Raw genomic sequence first — 17,315 nt, 5'->3', positions numbered from 1 at the left:
ACCCCATGCGCTCCATTCTTATCGCCGCCGCCCTGCTCGCCGGCACGTCGGCCAGCGCGCAGTATGTGCCCAAACAGCCGGGCGAGGCGCAGTTCCGTGACCTCTACAAGGAGATGGTGGAGACCGACACCAGTGTCACCACCGGCAGTTGCACCGCGCTGGCGGAGAAGCTGGCGGTGCGCTTCAAGGCGGCCGGCTATGCCGATTCCGACATCACACTGTTTTCGGTGCCGGAATTCCCCAAGGAGGGCGGGATCGTCGTCCACCTGAAGGGCAGCGACAAGAAGGCACAGCCGATGCTGCTGCTCGGCCACCTCGATGTGGTTGCCGCCAAGCCGGAAGACTGGACGCGCAGCCCGTTCAAGCTGATCGAGGAGGGCGGCTATTTCTATGGCCGCGGCACCTTTGACGACAAGGCGCAGGCTGCGATCTGGGCCGATCTGTTGATCCGCATGAAGGCAGCCAAGGCGCCCAAGCGCACCATCAAGCTGGCGCTGACCTGTGGCGAGGAAACCACCTATGCCTTCAACGGCGCCGATTGGCTGGCCAAGAACCGCCCCGATCTGATCATGGCGGAATTCGCCCTCAACGAAGGCGGCGGCGGCCGTTATGGCCCGGATGGCAAGCCGCAGGGCCTGGCCGTGCAGGTGGGCGAAAAGACGGTGCAGAATTACTGGCTGGAGGCGACCAACCCCGGCGGCCATTCCTCCGTGCCCCGGTCCGACAACGCCATCACCGATCTGGCCCGCGCCGTGGTGGCGATCAACACCCACGAATTCCCCGTGCAGTTCAACGACACCACCCGCGCCTATTTCACCGGGCTTTCCAAGGTGTTGCCCGATCCGGTTGGCCCGGCGATGGCGCGCCTTTTGGCCAATCCGGCCGATGCCGAGGCGGATCGCATCGTCAGCCTCGATCCCACCAACCACAGCGTGCTGCGCACCACCTGTGTTGCCACCCTGCTGGAGGCCGGCCACGCCGAAAACGCCCTGGCCCAGCGCGCACGCGCCAATGTGAACTGCCGCATGTTCCCCGGCACCGATCCCAATGTGCTGAAAGGCGAATTTGATCGCATCATCGCCAATCCCAAGGTGACCGTGTCGCTGAAACCGCCGGTGCGCCCGGTGGGCAAGCCGGTGCCGATGAACCCGGCGGTGATCGGCCCGATGCAGCAGGTGGCCGCCACCCACTTCCCCGGCGTGCCGATGCTGGCGATGATGAGCACGGGCGCCACCGATGCCATCTACATCGCGCCGATCGGCATCCCGGTCTATGGTGCGCCCGGCACGCTGATCGATCCCGATGGCAACGGCATCCACGGCCTCAACGAACGCATCAAGGTGGAAAGCCTGATGAAGGGCCGCGACTATCTGTCGGATCTGGTCGCGGTGCTGGCAAATCCCAAATAGGGCGCTGGCATAATCCCGGCCCTGCCCCTACATGCAGGCCATGGATTTCGCCCATTTCCTCACCCCGGAAGCACTGTCGGCCTTTGGCCAGGTGGTGCTGATCGATGTCGTGCTGGCCGGAGACAATGCCATCGTGGTTGGCGCGTTGGCCGCCGGCCTGCCGGCCGATCAGCGCAAGAAGGTCATCCTGATCGGCATCCTCGCCGCGCTGGTGCTGCGCATCGGCTTTGCGCTCGCCGTGTCGCAATTGCTGCAGATTGTCGGCCTGATCCTCGCCGGCGGCCTGCTTTTGATGTGGGTGGCCTGGCGCATGTGGCGCGAGCTGCACCCGCGCGCCACCTATATCGATGCGCCCGGCGAGAGCGACGATTTCGTCGCCACCAACACGCCGCCGCCGGCCAAGAGCTTTGCCGCCGCCGCCTGGAGCGTGGCGCTGGCCGACGTGTCGATGAGCCTCGACAATGTGCTGGCCGTCGCCGGCGCGGCGCGTGAGCATCCCGATATCCTGGTGATCGGCCTGGTGCTCTCGGTCGCGCTGATGGGCATCGCCGCCAACATCATCGCCCAATATATCGAGCGTTATCGCTGGATCGCCTATGTCGGCCTCGCCGTCATCGTCTATGTCGCCCTCAAGATGATCTGGGAGGGCGCGCACGAGGTGATGCCGATGGTGGCCCCGATGGTCGCCGGCTGATCAGGGGATCAGCACGGTCGATCCCGTCGTCTTGCGCGCCGCCAGATCGGCGTGGGCCCGGGCCACATCCGCCAGCGCATAACGCTGGTTCACCGCCAGTTTCAGCGCGCCGCTGGCCATCATATCGAGCACGCGGCCGCCAAATTCCTGCCGTTCCGCCGGGGTGGCATAATAGTCAAACAGCGTCGGCCGCGTGGTGAACAGCGACCCCTTGCGCGCCAATATGCCCAGGTCGACGCCCGACACCGGGCCGGAGGCATTGCCAAAGCTGATCAGCAGTCCGCGCCGCTTCAAGCTGTCCAGGCTCGATTCCCAGCTGGCCTTGCCCACCCCGTCAAACACCACATCCACGCCGCGACCGCCGGTGAGCGCCCGCACCCCCGCGGCCACATCGCTGCTGTCGAGCAGGCCATGATCGGCGCCATTGGCCGCCGCCAGCGCCAGCTTCTCCGCCGTGCCGGCCACCGCGATCACGGTGGCACCGCGCGCCTTCAGCCACTGCACCAGCAACAGGCCAACACCGCCCGCCGCCGCCGGCACCAGCGCCCAATCACCCGCCTGCACCCGGGCGCAGCGATCAACCAGAAACTCGGTGGTGCAGCCCTTCAACAGGCCGGCGGCCGCCATTTCGTCGCTTACACCATCGGGCAGCACGACCAGCTGCGCCGCGGCAATGTTGCGGTGCGTGGCATAGGCGCCAATCGGCCCCCAGCAATAGCCAACCCGTGTGCCGGGGTTCAGGCTCACACCCGCGCCCACGGCCTCCACGACGCCAGCCGCCTCCAGCCCCAGGCCCGACGGCATCGGCAACGGATAGAGGCCAGACCGGTGATAGGTATCGATGAAGTTGAGGCCGATGGCGGTGTGTCGGATGCGCACCTCGCCGGGGCCGGGATCGGGCAAGGCAATGTCCACCAACTGCATCACCTCGGGCCCGCCAGCTGCCTCGATCCGGATCGCCTTCATGCTGCCTGCCCCTTTTGCTGCGCGGTAAGTCTCTGTTTTTGCTGGCATAGGCCTTTCCCTTGCCCTGCAAGCCCCTCGCCCGCTACACTAAGCGCTTCTGGCTCAAGGAAAAGAGGCAAAGCGCGCATGAAGATCAGCTTCGACATTGATTGCACGCCGCAGGAAGCGCGCGCCTTCTTCGGCCTGCCCGATCTGCAGCCGCTGCACGACGTCTATCTTGATCGCATGAAGTCCGCGATGACCGAAGGCATCACCCCCGCCGATTGGGAACGCATGATGCGCACCTGGGCGCCCGGCATTGCTGGTGGCTTCGAACAATGGCAGAAATTGTTCGCCGCCGGCATGAACGCCGCCACCGGCGGCAAGGCCAGCAAGGGCTGACCAGCAGGCCATGACCGACACGATCGCGGCGCTGGCCAGCGGGCGCCCGCCGGCCGCGCTGGCCATCATCCGTATCTCCGGCCCGGCCGCGCTCGCCGTGGTGCAACACCTCGCCGGCCGCGTGCCACCGCCGCGCCGGCTCAGCCTGTGTCGGCTCCAGCATGCGGGCCAGCTGCTCGACGAGGCCCTCGTCGCCGTCTTCCCCGGCCCGGCCAGCGCCAGCGGCGAGGATCTGGCCGAACTCCACCTGCACGGCGGCCCCGCGGTCGTTGCCGGCGTGCTCGATGCCGTCACCGCCCACCCCGGTGTGCGCCTCGCCGAACCCGGCGAATATACCCGCCGTGCCTTTGCCAATGGCCGCATGGACCTGGCCCAGGTTGAAGGCCTTGCCGACCTCGTCAGCGCGGAAAGCGCCAGCCAGCGCGACCAGGCCCTGGCGCTGGCCGGTGGCGCCCTCGGCCGCTTGGCTGACCAGTGGCGCGAGCGCTGCCTGAACGTGCTGGCCGAAGCCGAAGCCGGCCTTGATTTCGCCGAAGACGAAGCCGATGTTGCCGAACGGCTCGACGAAGCCGCCCGCGACCAGCTCGCCGCCATGGCAGATGAACTCGCGGCCCTGATCGCCGATTCCGCCCGCGCCATGCGTATCCGCGACGGGCTGACCATCGCCGTCACCGGGCCACCAAACGTCGGAAAGTCCAGTCTTGTCAATGCCTTGGCCATGCGCGAGGTTGCCATCGTCACCGCCATTCCCGGCACCACCCGCGACGCCATCGAAGTGCCGATCGATCTGAACGGTGTCGCCGCCGTGCTCATCGACACCGCCGGCCTGCGCGACACTGACGATCCGGTGGAAGCCATCGGCATCGCCCGCGCCCGCGCCCGTGCCGCCAGCGCCGATCTGGTGATCAGCGTCGCCAGCGCCGAAGCCCCGGAATGGATGGGCGATGGAGCCCTGCACCTGCTCAACAAATGCGATCTGGCCGCGCCGGATGTGCCACCCGACGTGCTTGCGGTCTCCGCCACGACAGGCGCCGGTCTGCCCGCCCTGCGCGACTGGCTCAGCCACTGGGCCCACAATCTCACCCGCCCCGGCGAACCCGCCCTCCTCGCCCACGCCCGCCACCGCGCCGCCTTCGCCGACGCCGAATCCGCCCTGCGCGATGCAGCGATGGCCCCGGAGCCGGTCTTGCGCGCCGAAGCCCTGCGTGCGGCAGCGCACGCCTTTGGCCGAATCGCCGGTCGGGTCGGCGTGGATGATGTGCTGGATCGGATCTTCAGCCGGTTCTGTATCGGGAAGTAGGGGAAGCAATGCCTCCGGCGGGCAGGGGCGAGGCCCCTGCACCCGTGCCGTTTCAGGAGTGCCAGGAACGACAAGCGCTCTTTGGCGCCGCAGGCAAACGACAAAAGCCTGCGGCGCCGACCTCGCCGTCAATGAGCGCACCAAATCGAACGGGTGCAGGGGCCTCGCCCCTGCTCGCCGGAGGCACCCCTTCCCTTCCCTCAATGTTTCACGTGAAACATCGCCCGTGAATCGCTATGGATTTGGCGCATGCAAACCCATGACGTCATCATTGTCGGCGCCGGTCACGCCGGGTGTGAGGCTGCTGCTGCCGCCGCCCGGCGCGGTGCGCGCGTGGCGCTGGTCACGTTGCGGGCGGATGATCCGGGCACGTTGAGCTGCAACCCGGCGGTGGGCGGCATTGGCAAGGGCCATCTGGTCACCGAGATTGATGCGCTGGGCGGCATCATGGGCCGGGTGACCGATGCGGCGCGGTTGCAATCTCGGCTATTGAACCGCTCCAAGGGCCCGGCCGTGCATGGCCCGCGGGCGCAGGTGGATCGCGCCTTGTATCGGGCAGCAATGGCCGAGGTGTTGGGCGAACTGCCGACGTTGGCGATTGTCACCGCGGCCGTTGAGGGCCTGGTGGTGGAGCAGGGCCGGGTGGTCGGCGTGGAGACCAGCGTTGGCCGGCTGTCGGCGCCAGCTGTGGTGTTGACCACCGGCACCTTCCTGGGCGGCGTGATGCACATCGGCAGCCAGCGCGAGGCGGGTGGTCGGGTCGGTGCGCAAGCGTCTGATCTGGGCGCGGCGTTGCGGGCGATGGGCTTGCCGGTCAGCCGCTTGAAGACGGGCACGCCGGCCCGACTGGACGGTCGCAGCATCGATTGGTCGGTGCTGGAATGGCAATATGGCGATGGCGATGATCCGCGCTTCAGCCGCTTCGGAATCGGTTCAGCAGCGGGCAATGGCCGGCCGCCAATTCCCTGTGCGATCACGCGCACCAATGCGGAAACGCATCGCATCATCCGGGATCATCTCGGCGAATCAGCGCTGTATGGCGGCCATATCGATTCGGTGGGCCCGCGTTATTGCCCGTCGATTGAAGACAAGGTGGTGCGCTTTGGCGACCGCGATGGCCACCAGATCTTCCTGGAGCCGGAGGGTTATGATGACATCACCATCTATCCCAACGGCCTGTCGACCTCGCTGCCGCTGCATGTGCAGGAAAAATTCATTCGATCGATCAAGGGCCTGGAGCAGGTGGCCATCCTGCGGCCGGGCTATGCGATCGAGTATGACCATGTTGATCCGCGCGCGCTGACGCTTGGCCTCGCCGCCCGCGCGGTGCCTGGCCTGTTTCTGGCTGGCCAGATCAACGGCACCACCGGCTATGAGGAGGCCGCGGCGCAGGGGCTGGTGGCGGGCGCCAATGCGGCGGCGCTGGCGCTGAACCTGCCGGAGCTGACCATCGATCGCACCCAGGCCTATATCGGCGTGATGATCGACGACCTGACGCTGCATGGCGTTGCCGAACCCTATCGCATGTTCACCAGCCGCGCGGAGTATCGCCTGCGGCTGCGCGCCGACAATGCTGATCAGCGCCTCACGCCGCTGGGGGAGGCGCTCGGGCTGGTGCCGCCGGTTCAGGCTGCTGCATTTGCCGCCGAACAGGCCGAGCGCGACGCGGCGCGGGCGCTGCTCGACACGCTGACGGCGACGCCGCACCAGCTCGCCAGCCATCGCATCGAGGTGCGTCAGGACGGGCAGAGCCGCAGCATCTTTGATTGGCTGCGCTTCCCGGCGGTGACGCACGCGGCCGCGCGGCGCGTCTGGCCCGAGCTTGCCAGCATCAGCGATGATCTGCTCGCCAGCCTTGCGGTGGACGCCAGTTATGCGTCTTACATTGCCCGGCAGGAGGCCGAGGTGGCCGCCCTGCGCCGTGACGAGGCACTGGCGCTGCCAGCCGATCTGGATTTTGCGCAGGTCGCTGGCCTGTCCAAGGAAATGATCGAGCGGTTGTCACGGGCGCGGCCCTTGACGCTGGGCGCTGCCAGCCGCGTCGCCGGCATCACGCCCGCTGCCTTGATCGCCTTGCTGCCCCACACCAGTCGCAACAAGCCAACGCTGGCGGCCTGACATGAGCGACGACGCCCGCAGCGCCTTCGCGGCCGAGTTTGATGTTTCACGTGAAACATTGGCCCGGCTTGACCGTTATGCCGAACTGCTCGCCGAATGGCAGCTGCGGATGAACCTCGTCGCGCCCTCCACCCTGCCCCACATCTGGGATCGCCACTTCCGCGATTCGGCGCAGTTGCTCGCCATCGCCGGAACTGGCCAACGCTGGCTCGACATCGGCGCCGGCGGCGGTTTTCCCGGTCTGGTGCTGGCCATCCTCGACCCAACGGCGCGCTTCACCCTGGTCGAATCGATCACCAAGAAATGCCGCTTCCTCACCGAAGTGGCGACCGAGACCGGCACCATCGACCGCGTGACCATCGCCAACCAGCGTGTCGAAACGCTGAAGCCGGCGCCCTATGACATCGTCACCGCCCGCGCCGCTGCCGCGCTCGATGTGCTGTTCGATTGGAGCGTGCGCTTTGGCCGGCCGGGCACGCGCTGGGTGCTGCCAAAGGGCCGGAATGTGCAGGAAGAGCTTGCCACCGCCGCCAAGCGATTCCACTTTGATCATCAGCTGATTCCCAGCTGTACCGATTCTGATGCCCGCATCGTCTTGGCAACAAATCTCAGGCCTTTTGGGGTAAAACGCCGATGATCATTGCCATTGCCAACCAGAAAGGCGGCGTCGGCAAGACGACGACAGCGGTCAATCTCGCCACAGCGCTGGCTGCCATCGGCAAATCGGTGCTGGTGGTGGATTCCGATCCGCAGGGCAATGCCTCGACCGGGCTTGGATTGGACCGGAAGAGCCGGGAACCCTCGCTTTATCAAATGCTTATCGGCGATGCCGAAGCCAGCGATGTGGTGCGCACCACCGCCATCCCCGGCCTGTCGATCATCCCGGCCAGCGCCAGCCTGTCAGGCGCGGAGGTGGAGCTGGTCGACACCGATCGGCGCACCCATCGCCTGGCCGACGCACTGGCCACGCTGCCCGTGCATGATTTCACCCTGATCGATTGCCCGCCCTCGCTGGGGCTGCTGACCGTCAACGCGCTGGTCGCCGCTGATGCCGTGTTGGTGCCGCTGCAAAGCGAGTTTTTCGCACTGGAAGGCCTGTCGCAACTGCTCGGCACCATCGAACGCGTGAAGTCTGGCCTCAACCGCCGGCTGGAACTGCTGGGCATCGTGTTGACCATGGTCGATCGCCGGAACCGCCTGTCAGACCAGGTGTGTGAGGATGTGCGGGCGGTGATGGGGGCCAAGGTGTTCAACACCCTGGTGCCGCGCAACGTCCGCCTCTCCGAAGCGCCCAGCCACGGCCTGCCGGCGCTGATCTATGACAGCCGCTGCGCCGGGTCTGAAGCCTATGTGGCGCTGGCGCGGGAGCTGCTGGGCCGCATCAACGCCCGGCTGGCGGTCGCTGTCTGATTGCTTGGGAACATCCAAATGGCTGAAAACAAAAAGAAATCTGGCCTTGGCCGTGGGCTTTCGGCGCTGCTGGAGGATATCGCCACGCCGCCGGCCGCCGATGCCCCCGGCGTTGCCCGCCTGGCGGTGAGCGCCATTCAGCCCAACCCGGACCAGCCGCGCCGCCATTTCGATACCGACGCCATGGCCGAGCTGGTGGCATCGGTGAAGGCCCACGGCATATTGCAGCCCATCCTGGTGCGCGCCCATCAGGGCGGCCACCAGATCATCGCCGGCGAACGCCGCTGGCGCGCCGCCCAGGCCGCCGGCCTGCACGACATGCCGGTGATCATCCGCCCGCTGGATGACCGGCAGGTGGCGGAAATCGCCATCATCGAGAATATCCAGCGCAGCGACCTGAACGCGATCGAGGAAGCGCGCGGTTATCAGAAACTCATCGCCGATTATGGCCACACCCAGGCGGCGCTGGCCGAAATTGTTGGCAAGTCGCGCGCCCATGTCACCAATCTGCTGCGCCTGCTCGATCTGCCGCCGGCCGTGCAGGCCATGGTGGAGCAGGGCCAGTTGAGCATGGGCCACGCCCGCGCCCTCGCCGGCAGCAGCGATCCCGAAGGCCTGGCGCACAAGGTGGTGAAGAACGGCCTGTCGGTGCGCGCGCTGGAGGCGCTGCTGGCCGGCAGCCGGCCCGGAAAGCCCCGCACCGGCGCTGCGCCGCCGGCTGCCGCCAACGATCCCAACAGCGAAGCACTGGAAGAACAACTGGCTGATACGCTGGGCATGCCGGTTGCGCTTCAGGTCGCGCCCGGCGCCACCAGCGGCAGCCTCACCATCCGCTTTGCCGATCTGGACCAGCTCGACATGCTGTGCGCCCGGTTGGGGGCCGCGCTCTAACGCCATTCACCCTTGTGATTGAATCGCTCATGCCGAGCTTGTCGAGGCACGCTCCAAGTGCGGTCGGTGCCTCGACAGGCTCGGCATGAGCGGGCTCGGGATCAACCCGAACACAACCATGTCTAGCGCCGCCGCGCCGCCATTGCCCGTCGGGTGATGGCCAGCAACCGGGCATGCGCGCCCAGATCGGCGAGGCCGCCGCTGGCCTTCACCGCGCGCTCGGCGGCCAGCACATCGGCCTGCGCAGCAGCCAGGCGCGGCTGGTCCCACAAGGCCAGCGCCTTGGTCAGCACCGGCTTTTCCTTCCAGAAAATCGCCTTGCCCTGCCCCTCGATCACATCGGCCGGGCTGCGGCCGGCGTCCACCTCGGTGCGCAGCATCGCCAGCTGGGCCAGCCGCCGCTCCAGTGCCCGCAACAGCGGGATGGCGGTGCCATCGGGCAGCCGGGCCAGCAGATCGGTGGCTTCGGCCGCGTCGCCGGTGGTGATGGCCGCAATCGGCGCAAACAGCTCGGCATCGCCCGATGTGATGCCCAGCGCGGCCAAATCCTCCAGCGTCAGCCGCTGCGGCGCATCCGGCGCAGCATCCTTGTAGAGCGCGAACTTCTCCAGCTCGCGCCGCATGATCATCCGATCGCCATCGGCGAGGCCAAACAAGGCTTCCGCCACCTCACGATCCAGCCGCAGGCCCAGCGGCGTCGCCATGTCGGCCAAAAGACGGCCGGCATCGCGCAGGCTCGCCTCATATTGCACGCAGGCCGCAATCGCCGGGTGTTTCTCCGCCAGCGCCAGCAGCTTGCTGCCCTTCTTCAGCAGGCCCGCCACCGCTAGCACCGGATAGCCCGGCGGCCCGGCCAGCAACGCCTCCACCGCGGCCAGGCCATCATCATCCAGGCCATCGATGCGCAGCAATTCCTTGTCGCCAAACATCGACAGGCTGGTGGCGGCGGCCAGCAGGGCCTGCGGATCGTCCTTCAAGGATGCGCCGATCAACTCGATCACGCCGGTGCCGGCTGCGGCCTGCCCGGCGGCAATCTGGCCGGCCAGATCGCGGTTGGCGGAGCCATCAGCCCCGTGCAGCAGCAGCAGGCGGCAATCATCGGGCCAGGCGCGGCCAAAGCCGGCGGCGCGGGCCGCGTCAATCTTCACCGGCCGGCCTCAGCGCCGGGCATAGCGGGCCAGGCGCGCGCTGATCTGGCGGGCGATGTCCACGCTCAACCGCTCCAGCGCGGTGGTTTCGGCCGCAACCACGGCATAGTTTGAGCTGACACGGTCAATGCCGGCATCGGCGCTGGCGGTATCATCCACCAGCACCACGCCGCTGGCCACATCCACCAGCCGGAACCGGGCGCGCAGCGTGCGCCGTTCACGCGCGGCGGACGAGTCGCCACGCACACCAAAGGCGATGATCTGATCGTCGAGCACGACCTCCAGCCGGTAACGCGGGGCCTCGCTGGTGCGGCCGAATTGTTCCACCAACGCCTGGCGCACCATGAAGCCGGCGCGTTCCGGGATCGGCGCGATGCCGATATCGGCCATCAGCGAGGCTGGCGCCGATGCCGCGCCGCCGCCATAGACCGGCTGCAGCTGGCAGCCCGCCAGCGCCAGCAGCAGCGCTGCCAGAGCGCCAAGGCGGCCAGCCTCACGCAACGATGTTCACCAGGCGGTCGGGCACCACGATCACCTTCTTTGGCGTGGCGCCATCCAGCGTGCGCACCACGCCGGGCAGCGCCAGTGCGGCGGCTTCCAGCGCGGCCTTGTCACTCCCCTTGGCGGCGGTGAAATCACCCTTCAGCTTGCCGTTCACCTGCACCGCGATGGTCACTTCATCATCCACCAGCAGCGCCGGATCAGCGACCGGCCAGGCCGCATCGCACACCAGCCCGCTCTGGCCGAGCAGCGCCCAGGCCTCCTCAGCCAGGTGCGGCACCATCGGCGCCACCAGCTGCACCAGCGTCACCACCGCAGCCCGGCGCGCCGCCCCGGCCGGCGCGCGTTCCAGCACGTTCACCAGCTCATACAGGCGCGCCACCGCCTTGTTGAACTGCAGCCGGTCAATATCGTCGGTCACCGCCGCGATGGTGCGGTGGACCAGGCGGGTGACCTTGCGATCCTCCTCGCCGCCGGCTGCCGCCGCATTGTCCTCGGCCAGCCGCCACACGCGCTGCACGAAGCGCCAGGCGCCATCGATGCCGGCTTCGGACCACACGAGGTCACGCTCGGGCGGACTGTCCGACAGCACAAACCAGCGCACCGCATCGGCGCCATAACGGCCCAGGATGGCATCGGGATCGACGACATTCTTCTTGGATTTGGACATCTTGATGACCCGGCCCACATCCACGGGCTGGCCATCGGCCTTCAGCACGGCGCCCTCGGCCCCACGTTCCACCTCGTCGGGGCCAAACCAAACCGGCGGCAGGCCTTCACCCTGCGCACGGCTGTAGGTTTCGTGCGTCACCATGCCTTGCGTGAACAGGCCGGCAAAGGGCTCCGCCACCGCCAGCTGGCCAATGCGGCCCAGCGCCCGCGTCCAGAAGCGGGCATACAGCAGGTGCAAAATGGCATGCTCCACCCCGCCGATATACTGGCCCACCGGCAGCCATTTCGCCGCCACCGCCGGATCAAACGGCCGGTCCTTGGGCGCGCTGGCAAAGCGGATGAAATACCAGCTGGAATCAACGAACGTGTCGAGCGTGTCGGTCTCCCGCCGCGCCGGCTTGCCACAGCTGGGGCAGGCCACATGCTTCCAGCTCGGGTGGCGCTCCAGCGGGTTGCCGGGAATGTCGAAGCTCACATCCTCGGGCAGGGTCACCGGCAACTGGTCGCGCGGCACAGGCACGGCGCCGCAATCATCACAATGGATGATCGGGATCGGCGTGCCCCAGTAACGCTGGCGGCTCACACCCCAATCGCGCAGGCGATATTGCGTCACGCCCTGGCCCCAGCCCTCGGCTTCCGCCCGGGCGATCACGGCGGCACGCGCTTCGTCAGCCGTCATGCCATCCAGCCAGCGCGAATTCACCATGCGGCCGGGGCCCGTATAAGCCTCGTCGTGGATCGGCGCCTGTTCCTCGCCCTCGGCGGCGACGACACGGATCACCGGCAGCTGATATTTGCGGGCGAAATCCAGGTCGCGCTGGTCATGGCCAGGGCAGCCGAACAGCGCGCCGGTGCCATAGTCCATCAACACGAAATTGGCGACAAACACCGGCAGCCGGATGGCGGGATCGAGCGGGTGGATCACGCTCAGGCCGGTGTCGAACCCCTTCTTCTCCTGGGTTTCGATGTCGGCCGCCGCGGTGCCGCCCGCCCGGCATTCGGCGATGAACGCCGCCAGCGCCGGATTGCCCTCGGCACAGCGCGCCGCCAGCGGATGATCGGCGGCGATGGCAGCAAAGCTGGCACCGAACAGCGTGTCGGGCCGGGTGGTGAACACGTCGAAGTCCCCGCCGCCCTCCACCTGGAAGGTGAAGCGCAGGCCGGTGGACCGCCCGATCCAGTTCTCCTGCATCAGGCGCACCTTCTCGGGCCACTGGTCCAGGCCGTTCAGCCCCTCCACCAGATCGTCGGCAAAATCGGTGATCTTCAGGAACCACTGGTTCAGCTTGCGCCGCTCCACCAGCGCGCCCGAACGCCAGCCACGGCCGTCGATCACCTGCTCGTTGGCCAGCACGGTCATGTCAACCGGATCCCAGTTGACCGCGCTTTCCTTGCGATAGACGAGACCGGCGGCAAGCAGATCGAGGAACAGTGCCTGCTCCTGGCCATAATAATCCGGCTCGCAGGTCGCCAGCTCGCGGCTCCAGTCGAGCGCAAAGCCCAGCCGCTTCAGCTGGGCGCGCATCGCCACGATATTGGCGCGCGTCCACTGGCCGGGATGGACCTTCTTTTCCATCGCGGCATTTTCGGCCGGCATGCCAAAGGCATCCCAGCCCATCGGGTGCAGCACCTCGAAACCGCGCATCCGCTTGGAGCGCGCCACCACATCGCCCATCGTATAGTTGCGCACATGGCCAACATGGATGCGCCCCGATGGATAGGGAAACATTTCAAGCACATAGGCGCGGGGTTTGGCGCTGTCATCGCGCGCGGCAAAGCTTTGCCGCTCGTCCCAAACGGCCTGCCACCGCGCATCGGCGGCACTATGGTCAAAACGGGCCATGGTCTCTCAAGTCGCAAAAAGGGGTCGGATCAACGGTCCGGCAACACGGCGGCGCGGCGCAGGTCGCGCGCCTTGGATAGGATGGTTTCCTCCAGCCGCTGCACGGTGCCGGCGCGCACGCTGGCTTCGGCCCAGCCGGTGGCGCCCAGCGTCTGGCGCTGCACATTCACGCGCACGGCGTCGGCGGCCAGATTGGTGTCCAGCACGGTCACCGTCACCTTCACCCGCTCATTCGGGGTCTGGGGGGAGACATACCAATCGGTGATGATCACGCCGCCGTTGCTGTCCACCTGGGCGATCGGCATGAACCCGATCGTGTCAAGCGCGGCCCGCCACAGATAGGCATTGATGCCCAGCGTGGTGATCCGCGCCGGCGCCTCGGCCGACAATTTGGGCTTCTTGCGGGCACAGGCCGGCGCCATCACCGCCAGTGTGGACAGGAAGACCAGAGTTGCAACACGCCGCATCAGCAAATTCCCTGCTGCCACCCCCTTGATCGGGGCCGGCCACGGCCTGCCTTTTGGCATGTTGCACCCGCCGCGCCAAGCCCGCGCACAGTGCCCGGGCCGGCTTGGCGACACCCCGGGCGCCGTCCAGGTGTGGGCTTGTCGCCACACCGGCTGCAAAAACGGGGAATCCGGCCGTTCACAGCGTAGTTATGTCCAAAGTCGTATGGGCTTGGCCGCATGCTGTTGTTACGAGTCAGAAGATGAACGAAGGGGCCGATTCGCGCGCGCGGTTCCGCGTGCCTGCCCGCCCGGCCATGCTGGCCGTGGTGGCGGCCCTTGCCTGCCTGCCGCACGCCGCCCAGGCCGCCAAGCCAGCCCGCGCCGCCAAGCAGCGGCTGGTGGTGGAACAACCGCTTGGCCTGTCGGCCTTTGCCCCGCAGGCGCCTGATTCCAGCCGCTTCACCTTCACCGCGCCGGGCACCGCGCTGGGCCAGTTCGGCACCGCGCAATCGCTCAGCAGCGGCTTCCGCTTCACCCCGTCGGGCCAGGCCGAAAACCGCCGCGCCCTGTCGCTGGGCGTCGCCACCCGCGTGACCACAGCCGCCGTCGATCGCTCGCGCGCGGCAACGCCGGTGGATCAATTCGTCATCCCGTCCGCCTATGGCGTCAACCTCTCGCTCGGCTGGAAGGGCTTTGCCCTCAACGGCGGCTACAGCCATGCCGAACCGGTGGTGCCCAATCCGCTCACCAGCCGCGCCTCCGATCAGGTCAATCTTGGCTTCTCCTATGGCGGCGCGCGCTGGCGCACGTCGCTGGAAGGCACCGCGGAACAAACGCAAACCCTGGCGCTGTCGCCGCTCTCGCGCCGCTATTCGCTGGAACTGGGCGGCCAGTATCGCCTGGCGCCGCGCTTCTCGCTGAACGGCGGCCTGCGCTATCGCATCGCGCCGGAACCGCCCAGCCTGCTCTTCCCCAACCGGGATGATCAGGCCGTCTATTTCGGCACCAGCATCGCCTTCTGATCGCGTGAGCAGCGCTGGAATCTCGGGCGCCGCCGAACGCCTCGCCGCCGTGCAGGCCGGCATGGCCCGCGCCGCCCGCGATGCCGGCCGCCGCGACACGCCGCTGCTGGTCGCCATCTCCAAAACCTTCGATGCCGATGCCATCCGCCCGCTGATCGCCGCCGGCCAACGCCACTTCGGCGAAAACCGCGTGCAGGAAGCCCAGGGCAAATGGCCGGCCCTGCTGGCCGAAACACCCGGCATCACGCTGCACCTGGTCGGCCAGCTGCAATCCAACAAGGCCGCCGACGCCGTAGCGCTATTCGACGTCATCCACAGCGTCGACCGCCCGTCGCTGGTCACCGCGCTGGCCAAGGCCCAAACCGCCGCCGGCAAGCGCCCCAGCTGCTACCTGCAGGTCAACATCGGCGACGAAGCCCAAAAAGGCGGCTGCGCCCTCGCCGATCTGCCCGCCCTGCTCGATCAGGCCCGCAGCGCCGGCCTCAACATCATCGGCCTGATGTGCGTGCCGCCGGCGTCAGTCGAACCCGCCCCCTATTTCGCCCTGCTTGCCGAACACGCCCGCCGCTTGGGGTTGCCCGGCCTCTCCATGGGCATGTCGAGCGACTACGAGACCGCCACGCTGCTCGGTTCCAACGTGGTGCGGGTGGGCAGCGCATTGTTCGGGAACAGGTAAAAAGGCCTCCGGCGGGCAGGGGCGAGGCCCCTGCACCCGTTGGTTTTCGCTTGTGCAGCGCGGGAAGCGCGTCCGCTTGCGGCCCTATTGCGGTCGTCCCACATCCCCGTCGCCCCGTGCTTGACACGGGGCTTGGCTCGCCTCCTTCCCCGTCCCACCCGAACCATTTGTCCCACAAATCATCCCAATTGGGATCATCAGCTTGGATCAGGGGCAAAAGCATTCGCTGAGCCTTGTTGAAGACGCCGCGAACGACAAGCCAAGCCCCGTGTCAAGCACGGGGCGACGATGTGGGGAAAAGGCGGCTAACCACCCCAAATCGGCGGTAAAGCACCGCCAAAAAAACAAACGGGTGCAGGGTCTGCGACCCTGCCCGCCGGAGGCCCCCCTTTACCCTTCCACCCCCGCCCCGCGCCCAATCGCCAGCCGCTTCACCATGCGCGGGTCGCCTTCGGTCACGGTGAAGGTCCAGCCTGCCGGGTGGACCACGGTTTCGCCCGGTGCCGGCACGCGGCCGGCGAGCATGAAGACGAGGCCGCCGAGCGTGTCGACCTCTTCCAGCGTTTCGGCGTCGGCGAGGGGCTCGCCCAGCGTGGTTTCCAGATCGTCGATGGGCAGGCGGGCGTCGGCGTCCCAGCGGTCGGGGCCGGTGGAGGTGATGAGGGCGGTTTCCTCCTCGTCATGCTCGTCGGCGATGTCGCCCACGATTTCTTCCATCAGATCCTCGATGGTGACGAGGCCATCGACGCCGCCATGTTCATCGATGATGATCGCCATGTGGGTGCGGTCGGCGCGCATCTTGGTGAGCAGGCCCATCAGCCGCATGGAGGCCGGCACGAACAGCACCGGGCGCATCAACGGTTCGATGGGCAGATCGTGCAGCGGGGCGGAGGAGACGGCATCGCTGAACGTGTCGGCAATGCGGGCATAGACATCCTTCACATGCACCATGCCGATGATGTCGTCGCGGCTGCCGCGCCACAGCGGCATGCGGCTGTGCCGGGCTTCGGCAAAGCGGGCGACAAGGGCGGCAAAGCCTTCATCGATATCGAACATCACCATGTCGCTGCGCGGCACCGCGATATCGCCGGCGCGGCGTTCGCCCATGTGCAGCATGTTGCGCAGCATGTCGCGCTCATCGGGGCCCAGGTCATCAACCAGGCTGCCCGATGGCCCGGCGTCCTCGGCCTCGTCGATGGCCTCTTCCAGGCTTTCGCGCAGGGTGGGCTCATGATCGCGGCCCACCAGCGATTTCAATTGCCGCCACCAGCGGCTGGTTCGCAATCGGCCTTCGCCGCTACTGTCGCCCTCGGGCATTGGTGTCACTCATCCTTCATAGGGATCGGCCAGGCCCAGGCCAGCACAGGCGGCGCGTTCCAGCGCCTCCATATGCTCGGCCTCGGCCTCGTCATCCTCATGGTCATAGCCTAGCAGGTGCAGGGTGCCGTGGACAATCAGATGCTGACAATAGGCCTCGATCGGCCAGGCCTTCTCCACCGCCTCGCGCAGCACGGTCTCGCACCCCAGCACCAGATCGCCCAACAGCACCTCGCCATCATCGCTGTTGGCCAGTGTCACCAGCATGTCGGGCGCCAGCATCGGAAAGCTCAGGATGTTGGTCGGCTTGTCCTTCTGGCGATACTGGCGGTTGAGGGCGTGCACCTCCGCATCATCGGTCAGCCGCACCGCCACTTCCACGGCCATCGGCGCTTCGGCCAGATCGCCATTGGGCGTCTGCGCCAGCGCCGCGGCCACGGCGGCCTGGGCCAGCGCCGGCCAGTCCAGCGCCGGCCAGTCACCGGCGATGATATCGGTTTCAACCTGCAGCATTGGCC

17 protein-coding genes are annotated in these 17,315 nt (G+C 67.3%); 10 read left to right on the top strand and 7 right to left on the bottom strand.

Features of this window, described 5'->3' with window-relative positions:
• Positions 1-5 precede the first annotated feature (5 nt).
• Both AC6BOR_RS09405 and AC6BOR_RS09400 read left to right on the top strand, forming a co-directional pair.
• Positions 6-1,409: a M20/M25/M40 family metallo-hydrolase gene (locus tag AC6BOR_RS09405; RefSeq protein WP_498058199.1), complete on the top strand. Its 1,404-nt coding sequence runs from the start codon at positions 6-8 to the stop codon at positions 1,407-1,409.
• Between the two features lie 40 nt (positions 1,410-1,449).
• Complete coding sequence (locus AC6BOR_RS09400; RefSeq protein WP_498058198.1) at positions 1,450-2,103, top strand: YjbE family putative metal transport protein; 654 nt, start codon at positions 1,450-1,452, stop codon at positions 2,101-2,103.
• Here the strand turns inward: AC6BOR_RS09400 and AC6BOR_RS09395 are convergent, their stop codons facing one another.
• Positions 2,104-3,069 (bottom strand): quinone oxidoreductase family protein, encoded by a 966-nt coding sequence (locus tag AC6BOR_RS09395; protein ID WP_498058197.1) that lies wholly within the window; start codon positions 3,067-3,069, stop codon positions 2,104-2,106.
• A 126-nt stretch (positions 3,070-3,195) separates the two neighbouring features.
• Here AC6BOR_RS09395 and AC6BOR_RS09390 point away from each other — a divergent pair, with 126 nt between their 5' ends.
• The 6 genes from AC6BOR_RS09390 (at position 3,196) to AC6BOR_RS09365 (ending at position 9,169) form a co-directional block, all read left to right on the top strand.
• The gene (locus tag AC6BOR_RS09390; protein ID WP_086115428.1) at positions 3,196-3,450 is read left to right on the top strand and encodes a DUF6489 family protein; all 255 of its coding nucleotides are present in this window, start codon (positions 3,196-3,198) and stop codon (positions 3,448-3,450) included.
• Positions 3,451-3,460: 10 nt separating this feature from the next.
• A complete protein-coding gene (gene mnmE, locus AC6BOR_RS09385) occupies positions 3,461-4,750 on the top strand; it encodes a tRNA uridine-5-carboxymethylaminomethyl(34) synthesis GTPase MnmE (protein WP_498058196.1) in 1,290 nt (429 codons plus the stop codon).
• A gap of 249 nt (positions 4,751-4,999) precedes the next feature.
• A complete protein-coding gene (gene mnmG / locus AC6BOR_RS09380) occupies positions 5,000-6,868 on the top strand; it encodes a tRNA uridine-5-carboxymethylaminomethyl(34) synthesis enzyme MnmG (RefSeq protein WP_498058195.1) in 1,869 nt (622 codons plus the stop codon).
• Between the two features lies 1 nt (position 6,869).
• Positions 6,870-7,505, top strand: a complete 636-nt coding sequence (rsmG, locus tag AC6BOR_RS09375; protein ID WP_498058194.1) for a 16S rRNA (guanine(527)-N(7))-methyltransferase RsmG — start codon at positions 6,870-6,872, stop codon at positions 7,503-7,505.
• On the top strand, positions 7,502-8,278 hold the full coding sequence (locus AC6BOR_RS09370) for a ParA family protein (RefSeq protein WP_498058193.1): 777 nt from the start codon (positions 7,502-7,504) through the stop codon (positions 8,276-8,278). The genes rsmG and AC6BOR_RS09370 overlap by 4 nt, the downstream gene beginning before the upstream one ends.
• A gap of 18 nt (positions 8,279-8,296) precedes the next feature.
• A complete protein-coding gene (locus tag AC6BOR_RS09365; protein ID WP_498058192.1) occupies positions 8,297-9,169 on the top strand; it encodes a ParB/RepB/Spo0J family partition protein in 873 nt (290 codons plus the stop codon).
• Positions 9,170-9,291: 122 nt separating this feature from the next.
• Here the strand turns inward: AC6BOR_RS09365 and holA are convergent, their stop codons facing one another.
• The 4 genes from holA to AC6BOR_RS09345 are packed head-to-tail and all read right to left on the bottom strand — an operon-like array spanning position 9,292 to position 13,800.
• Positions 9,292-10,317 (bottom strand): DNA polymerase III subunit delta, encoded by a 1,026-nt coding sequence (gene holA / locus AC6BOR_RS09360; RefSeq protein ID WP_498058191.1) that lies wholly within the window; start codon positions 10,315-10,317, stop codon positions 9,292-9,294.
• A gap of 9 nt (positions 10,318-10,326) precedes the next feature.
• Positions 10,327-10,818: an LPS assembly lipoprotein LptE gene (gene lptE / locus AC6BOR_RS09355; protein WP_498058190.1), complete on the bottom strand. Its 492-nt coding sequence runs from the start codon at positions 10,816-10,818 to the stop codon at positions 10,327-10,329.
• Positions 10,811-13,333: a leucine--tRNA ligase gene (leuS, locus tag AC6BOR_RS09350; RefSeq protein WP_498058189.1), complete on the bottom strand. Its 2,523-nt coding sequence runs from the start codon at positions 13,331-13,333 to the stop codon at positions 10,811-10,813. The genes lptE and leuS overlap by 8 nt, the downstream gene beginning before the upstream one ends.
• 29 nt (positions 13,334-13,362) lie before the next feature.
• Positions 13,363-13,800, bottom strand: coding sequence for a DUF3576 domain-containing protein (locus tag AC6BOR_RS09345; protein ID WP_498058188.1), 438 nt, complete (start codon positions 13,798-13,800; stop codon positions 13,363-13,365).
• A gap of 242 nt (positions 13,801-14,042) precedes the next feature.
• On the opposite strand from AC6BOR_RS09345, the gene AC6BOR_RS09340 reads away from it, so the two are divergent.
• Together AC6BOR_RS09340 and AC6BOR_RS09335 are read left to right on the top strand one after the other, a co-directional pair.
• Positions 14,043-14,804: a hypothetical protein gene (locus tag AC6BOR_RS09340; protein ID WP_498058187.1), complete on the top strand. Its 762-nt coding sequence runs from the start codon at positions 14,043-14,045 to the stop codon at positions 14,802-14,804.
• Between the two features lie 4 nt (positions 14,805-14,808).
• The gene (locus AC6BOR_RS09335; protein WP_498058186.1) at positions 14,809-15,480 is read left to right on the top strand and encodes a YggS family pyridoxal phosphate-dependent enzyme; all 672 of its coding nucleotides are present in this window, start codon (positions 14,809-14,811) and stop codon (positions 15,478-15,480) included.
• Positions 15,481-15,870: 390 nt separating this feature from the next.
• Here the strand turns inward: AC6BOR_RS09335 and AC6BOR_RS09330 are convergent, their stop codons facing one another.
• Positions 15,871-16,797: a hemolysin family protein gene (locus tag AC6BOR_RS09330; RefSeq protein WP_498058185.1), complete on the bottom strand. Its 927-nt coding sequence runs from the start codon at positions 16,795-16,797 to the stop codon at positions 15,871-15,873.
• A 9-nt stretch (positions 16,798-16,806) separates the two neighbouring features.
• Positions 16,807-17,310, bottom strand: a complete 504-nt coding sequence (gene ybeY / locus AC6BOR_RS09325; protein WP_498058184.1) for an rRNA maturation RNase YbeY — start codon at positions 17,308-17,310, stop codon at positions 16,807-16,809.
• Positions 17,311-17,315 lie beyond the last annotated feature (5 nt).

The sequence above is a fragment of the Sandarakinorhabdus sp. FBCC-B8862 genome (genome assembly GCF_059745315.1).
This window is presented reverse-complemented; position numbering and strand designations above follow the sequence as displayed.

Coding starts and splice junctions, on each gene's coding strand:
- mnmG (WP_498058195.1), top strand. CDS start 5,000: ATGCAAACCCATGACGTCATCATTGTCGGCGCCGGTCACGCCGGGTGT.
- ybeY (WP_498058184.1), bottom strand. CDS start 17,310: ATGCTGCAGGTTGAAACCGATATCATCGCCGGTGACTGGCCGGCGCTG.
- AC6BOR_RS09395 (WP_498058197.1), bottom strand. CDS start 3,069: ATGAAGGCGATCCGGATCGAGGCAGCTGGCGGGCCCGAGGTGATGCAG.
- AC6BOR_RS09370 (WP_498058193.1), top strand. CDS start 7,502: ATGATCATTGCCATTGCCAACCAGAAAGGCGGCGTCGGCAAGACGACG.
- AC6BOR_RS09365 (WP_498058192.1), top strand. CDS start 8,297: ATGGCTGAAAACAAAAAGAAATCTGGCCTTGGCCGTGGGCTTTCGGCG.
- mnmE (WP_498058196.1), top strand. CDS start 3,461: ATGACCGACACGATCGCGGCGCTGGCCAGCGGGCGCCCGCCGGCCGCG.
- AC6BOR_RS09330 (WP_498058185.1), bottom strand. CDS start 16,797: ATGCCCGAGGGCGACAGTAGCGGCGAAGGCCGATTGCGAACCAGCCGC.
- AC6BOR_RS09405 (WP_498058199.1), top strand. CDS start 6: ATGCGCTCCATTCTTATCGCCGCCGCCCTGCTCGCCGGCACGTCGGCC.
- AC6BOR_RS09400 (WP_498058198.1), top strand. CDS start 1,450: ATGGATTTCGCCCATTTCCTCACCCCGGAAGCACTGTCGGCCTTTGGC.
- rsmG (WP_498058194.1), top strand. CDS start 6,870: ATGAGCGACGACGCCCGCAGCGCCTTCGCGGCCGAGTTTGATGTTTCA.
- AC6BOR_RS09345 (WP_498058188.1), bottom strand. CDS start 13,800: ATGCGGCGTGTTGCAACTCTGGTCTTCCTGTCCACACTGGCGGTGATG.
- AC6BOR_RS09340 (WP_498058187.1), top strand. CDS start 14,043: ATGAACGAAGGGGCCGATTCGCGCGCGCGGTTCCGCGTGCCTGCCCGC.
- AC6BOR_RS09390 (WP_086115428.1), top strand. CDS start 3,196: ATGAAGATCAGCTTCGACATTGATTGCACGCCGCAGGAAGCGCGCGCC.
- leuS (WP_498058189.1), bottom strand. CDS start 13,333: ATGGCCCGTTTTGACCATAGTGCCGCCGATGCGCGGTGGCAGGCCGTT.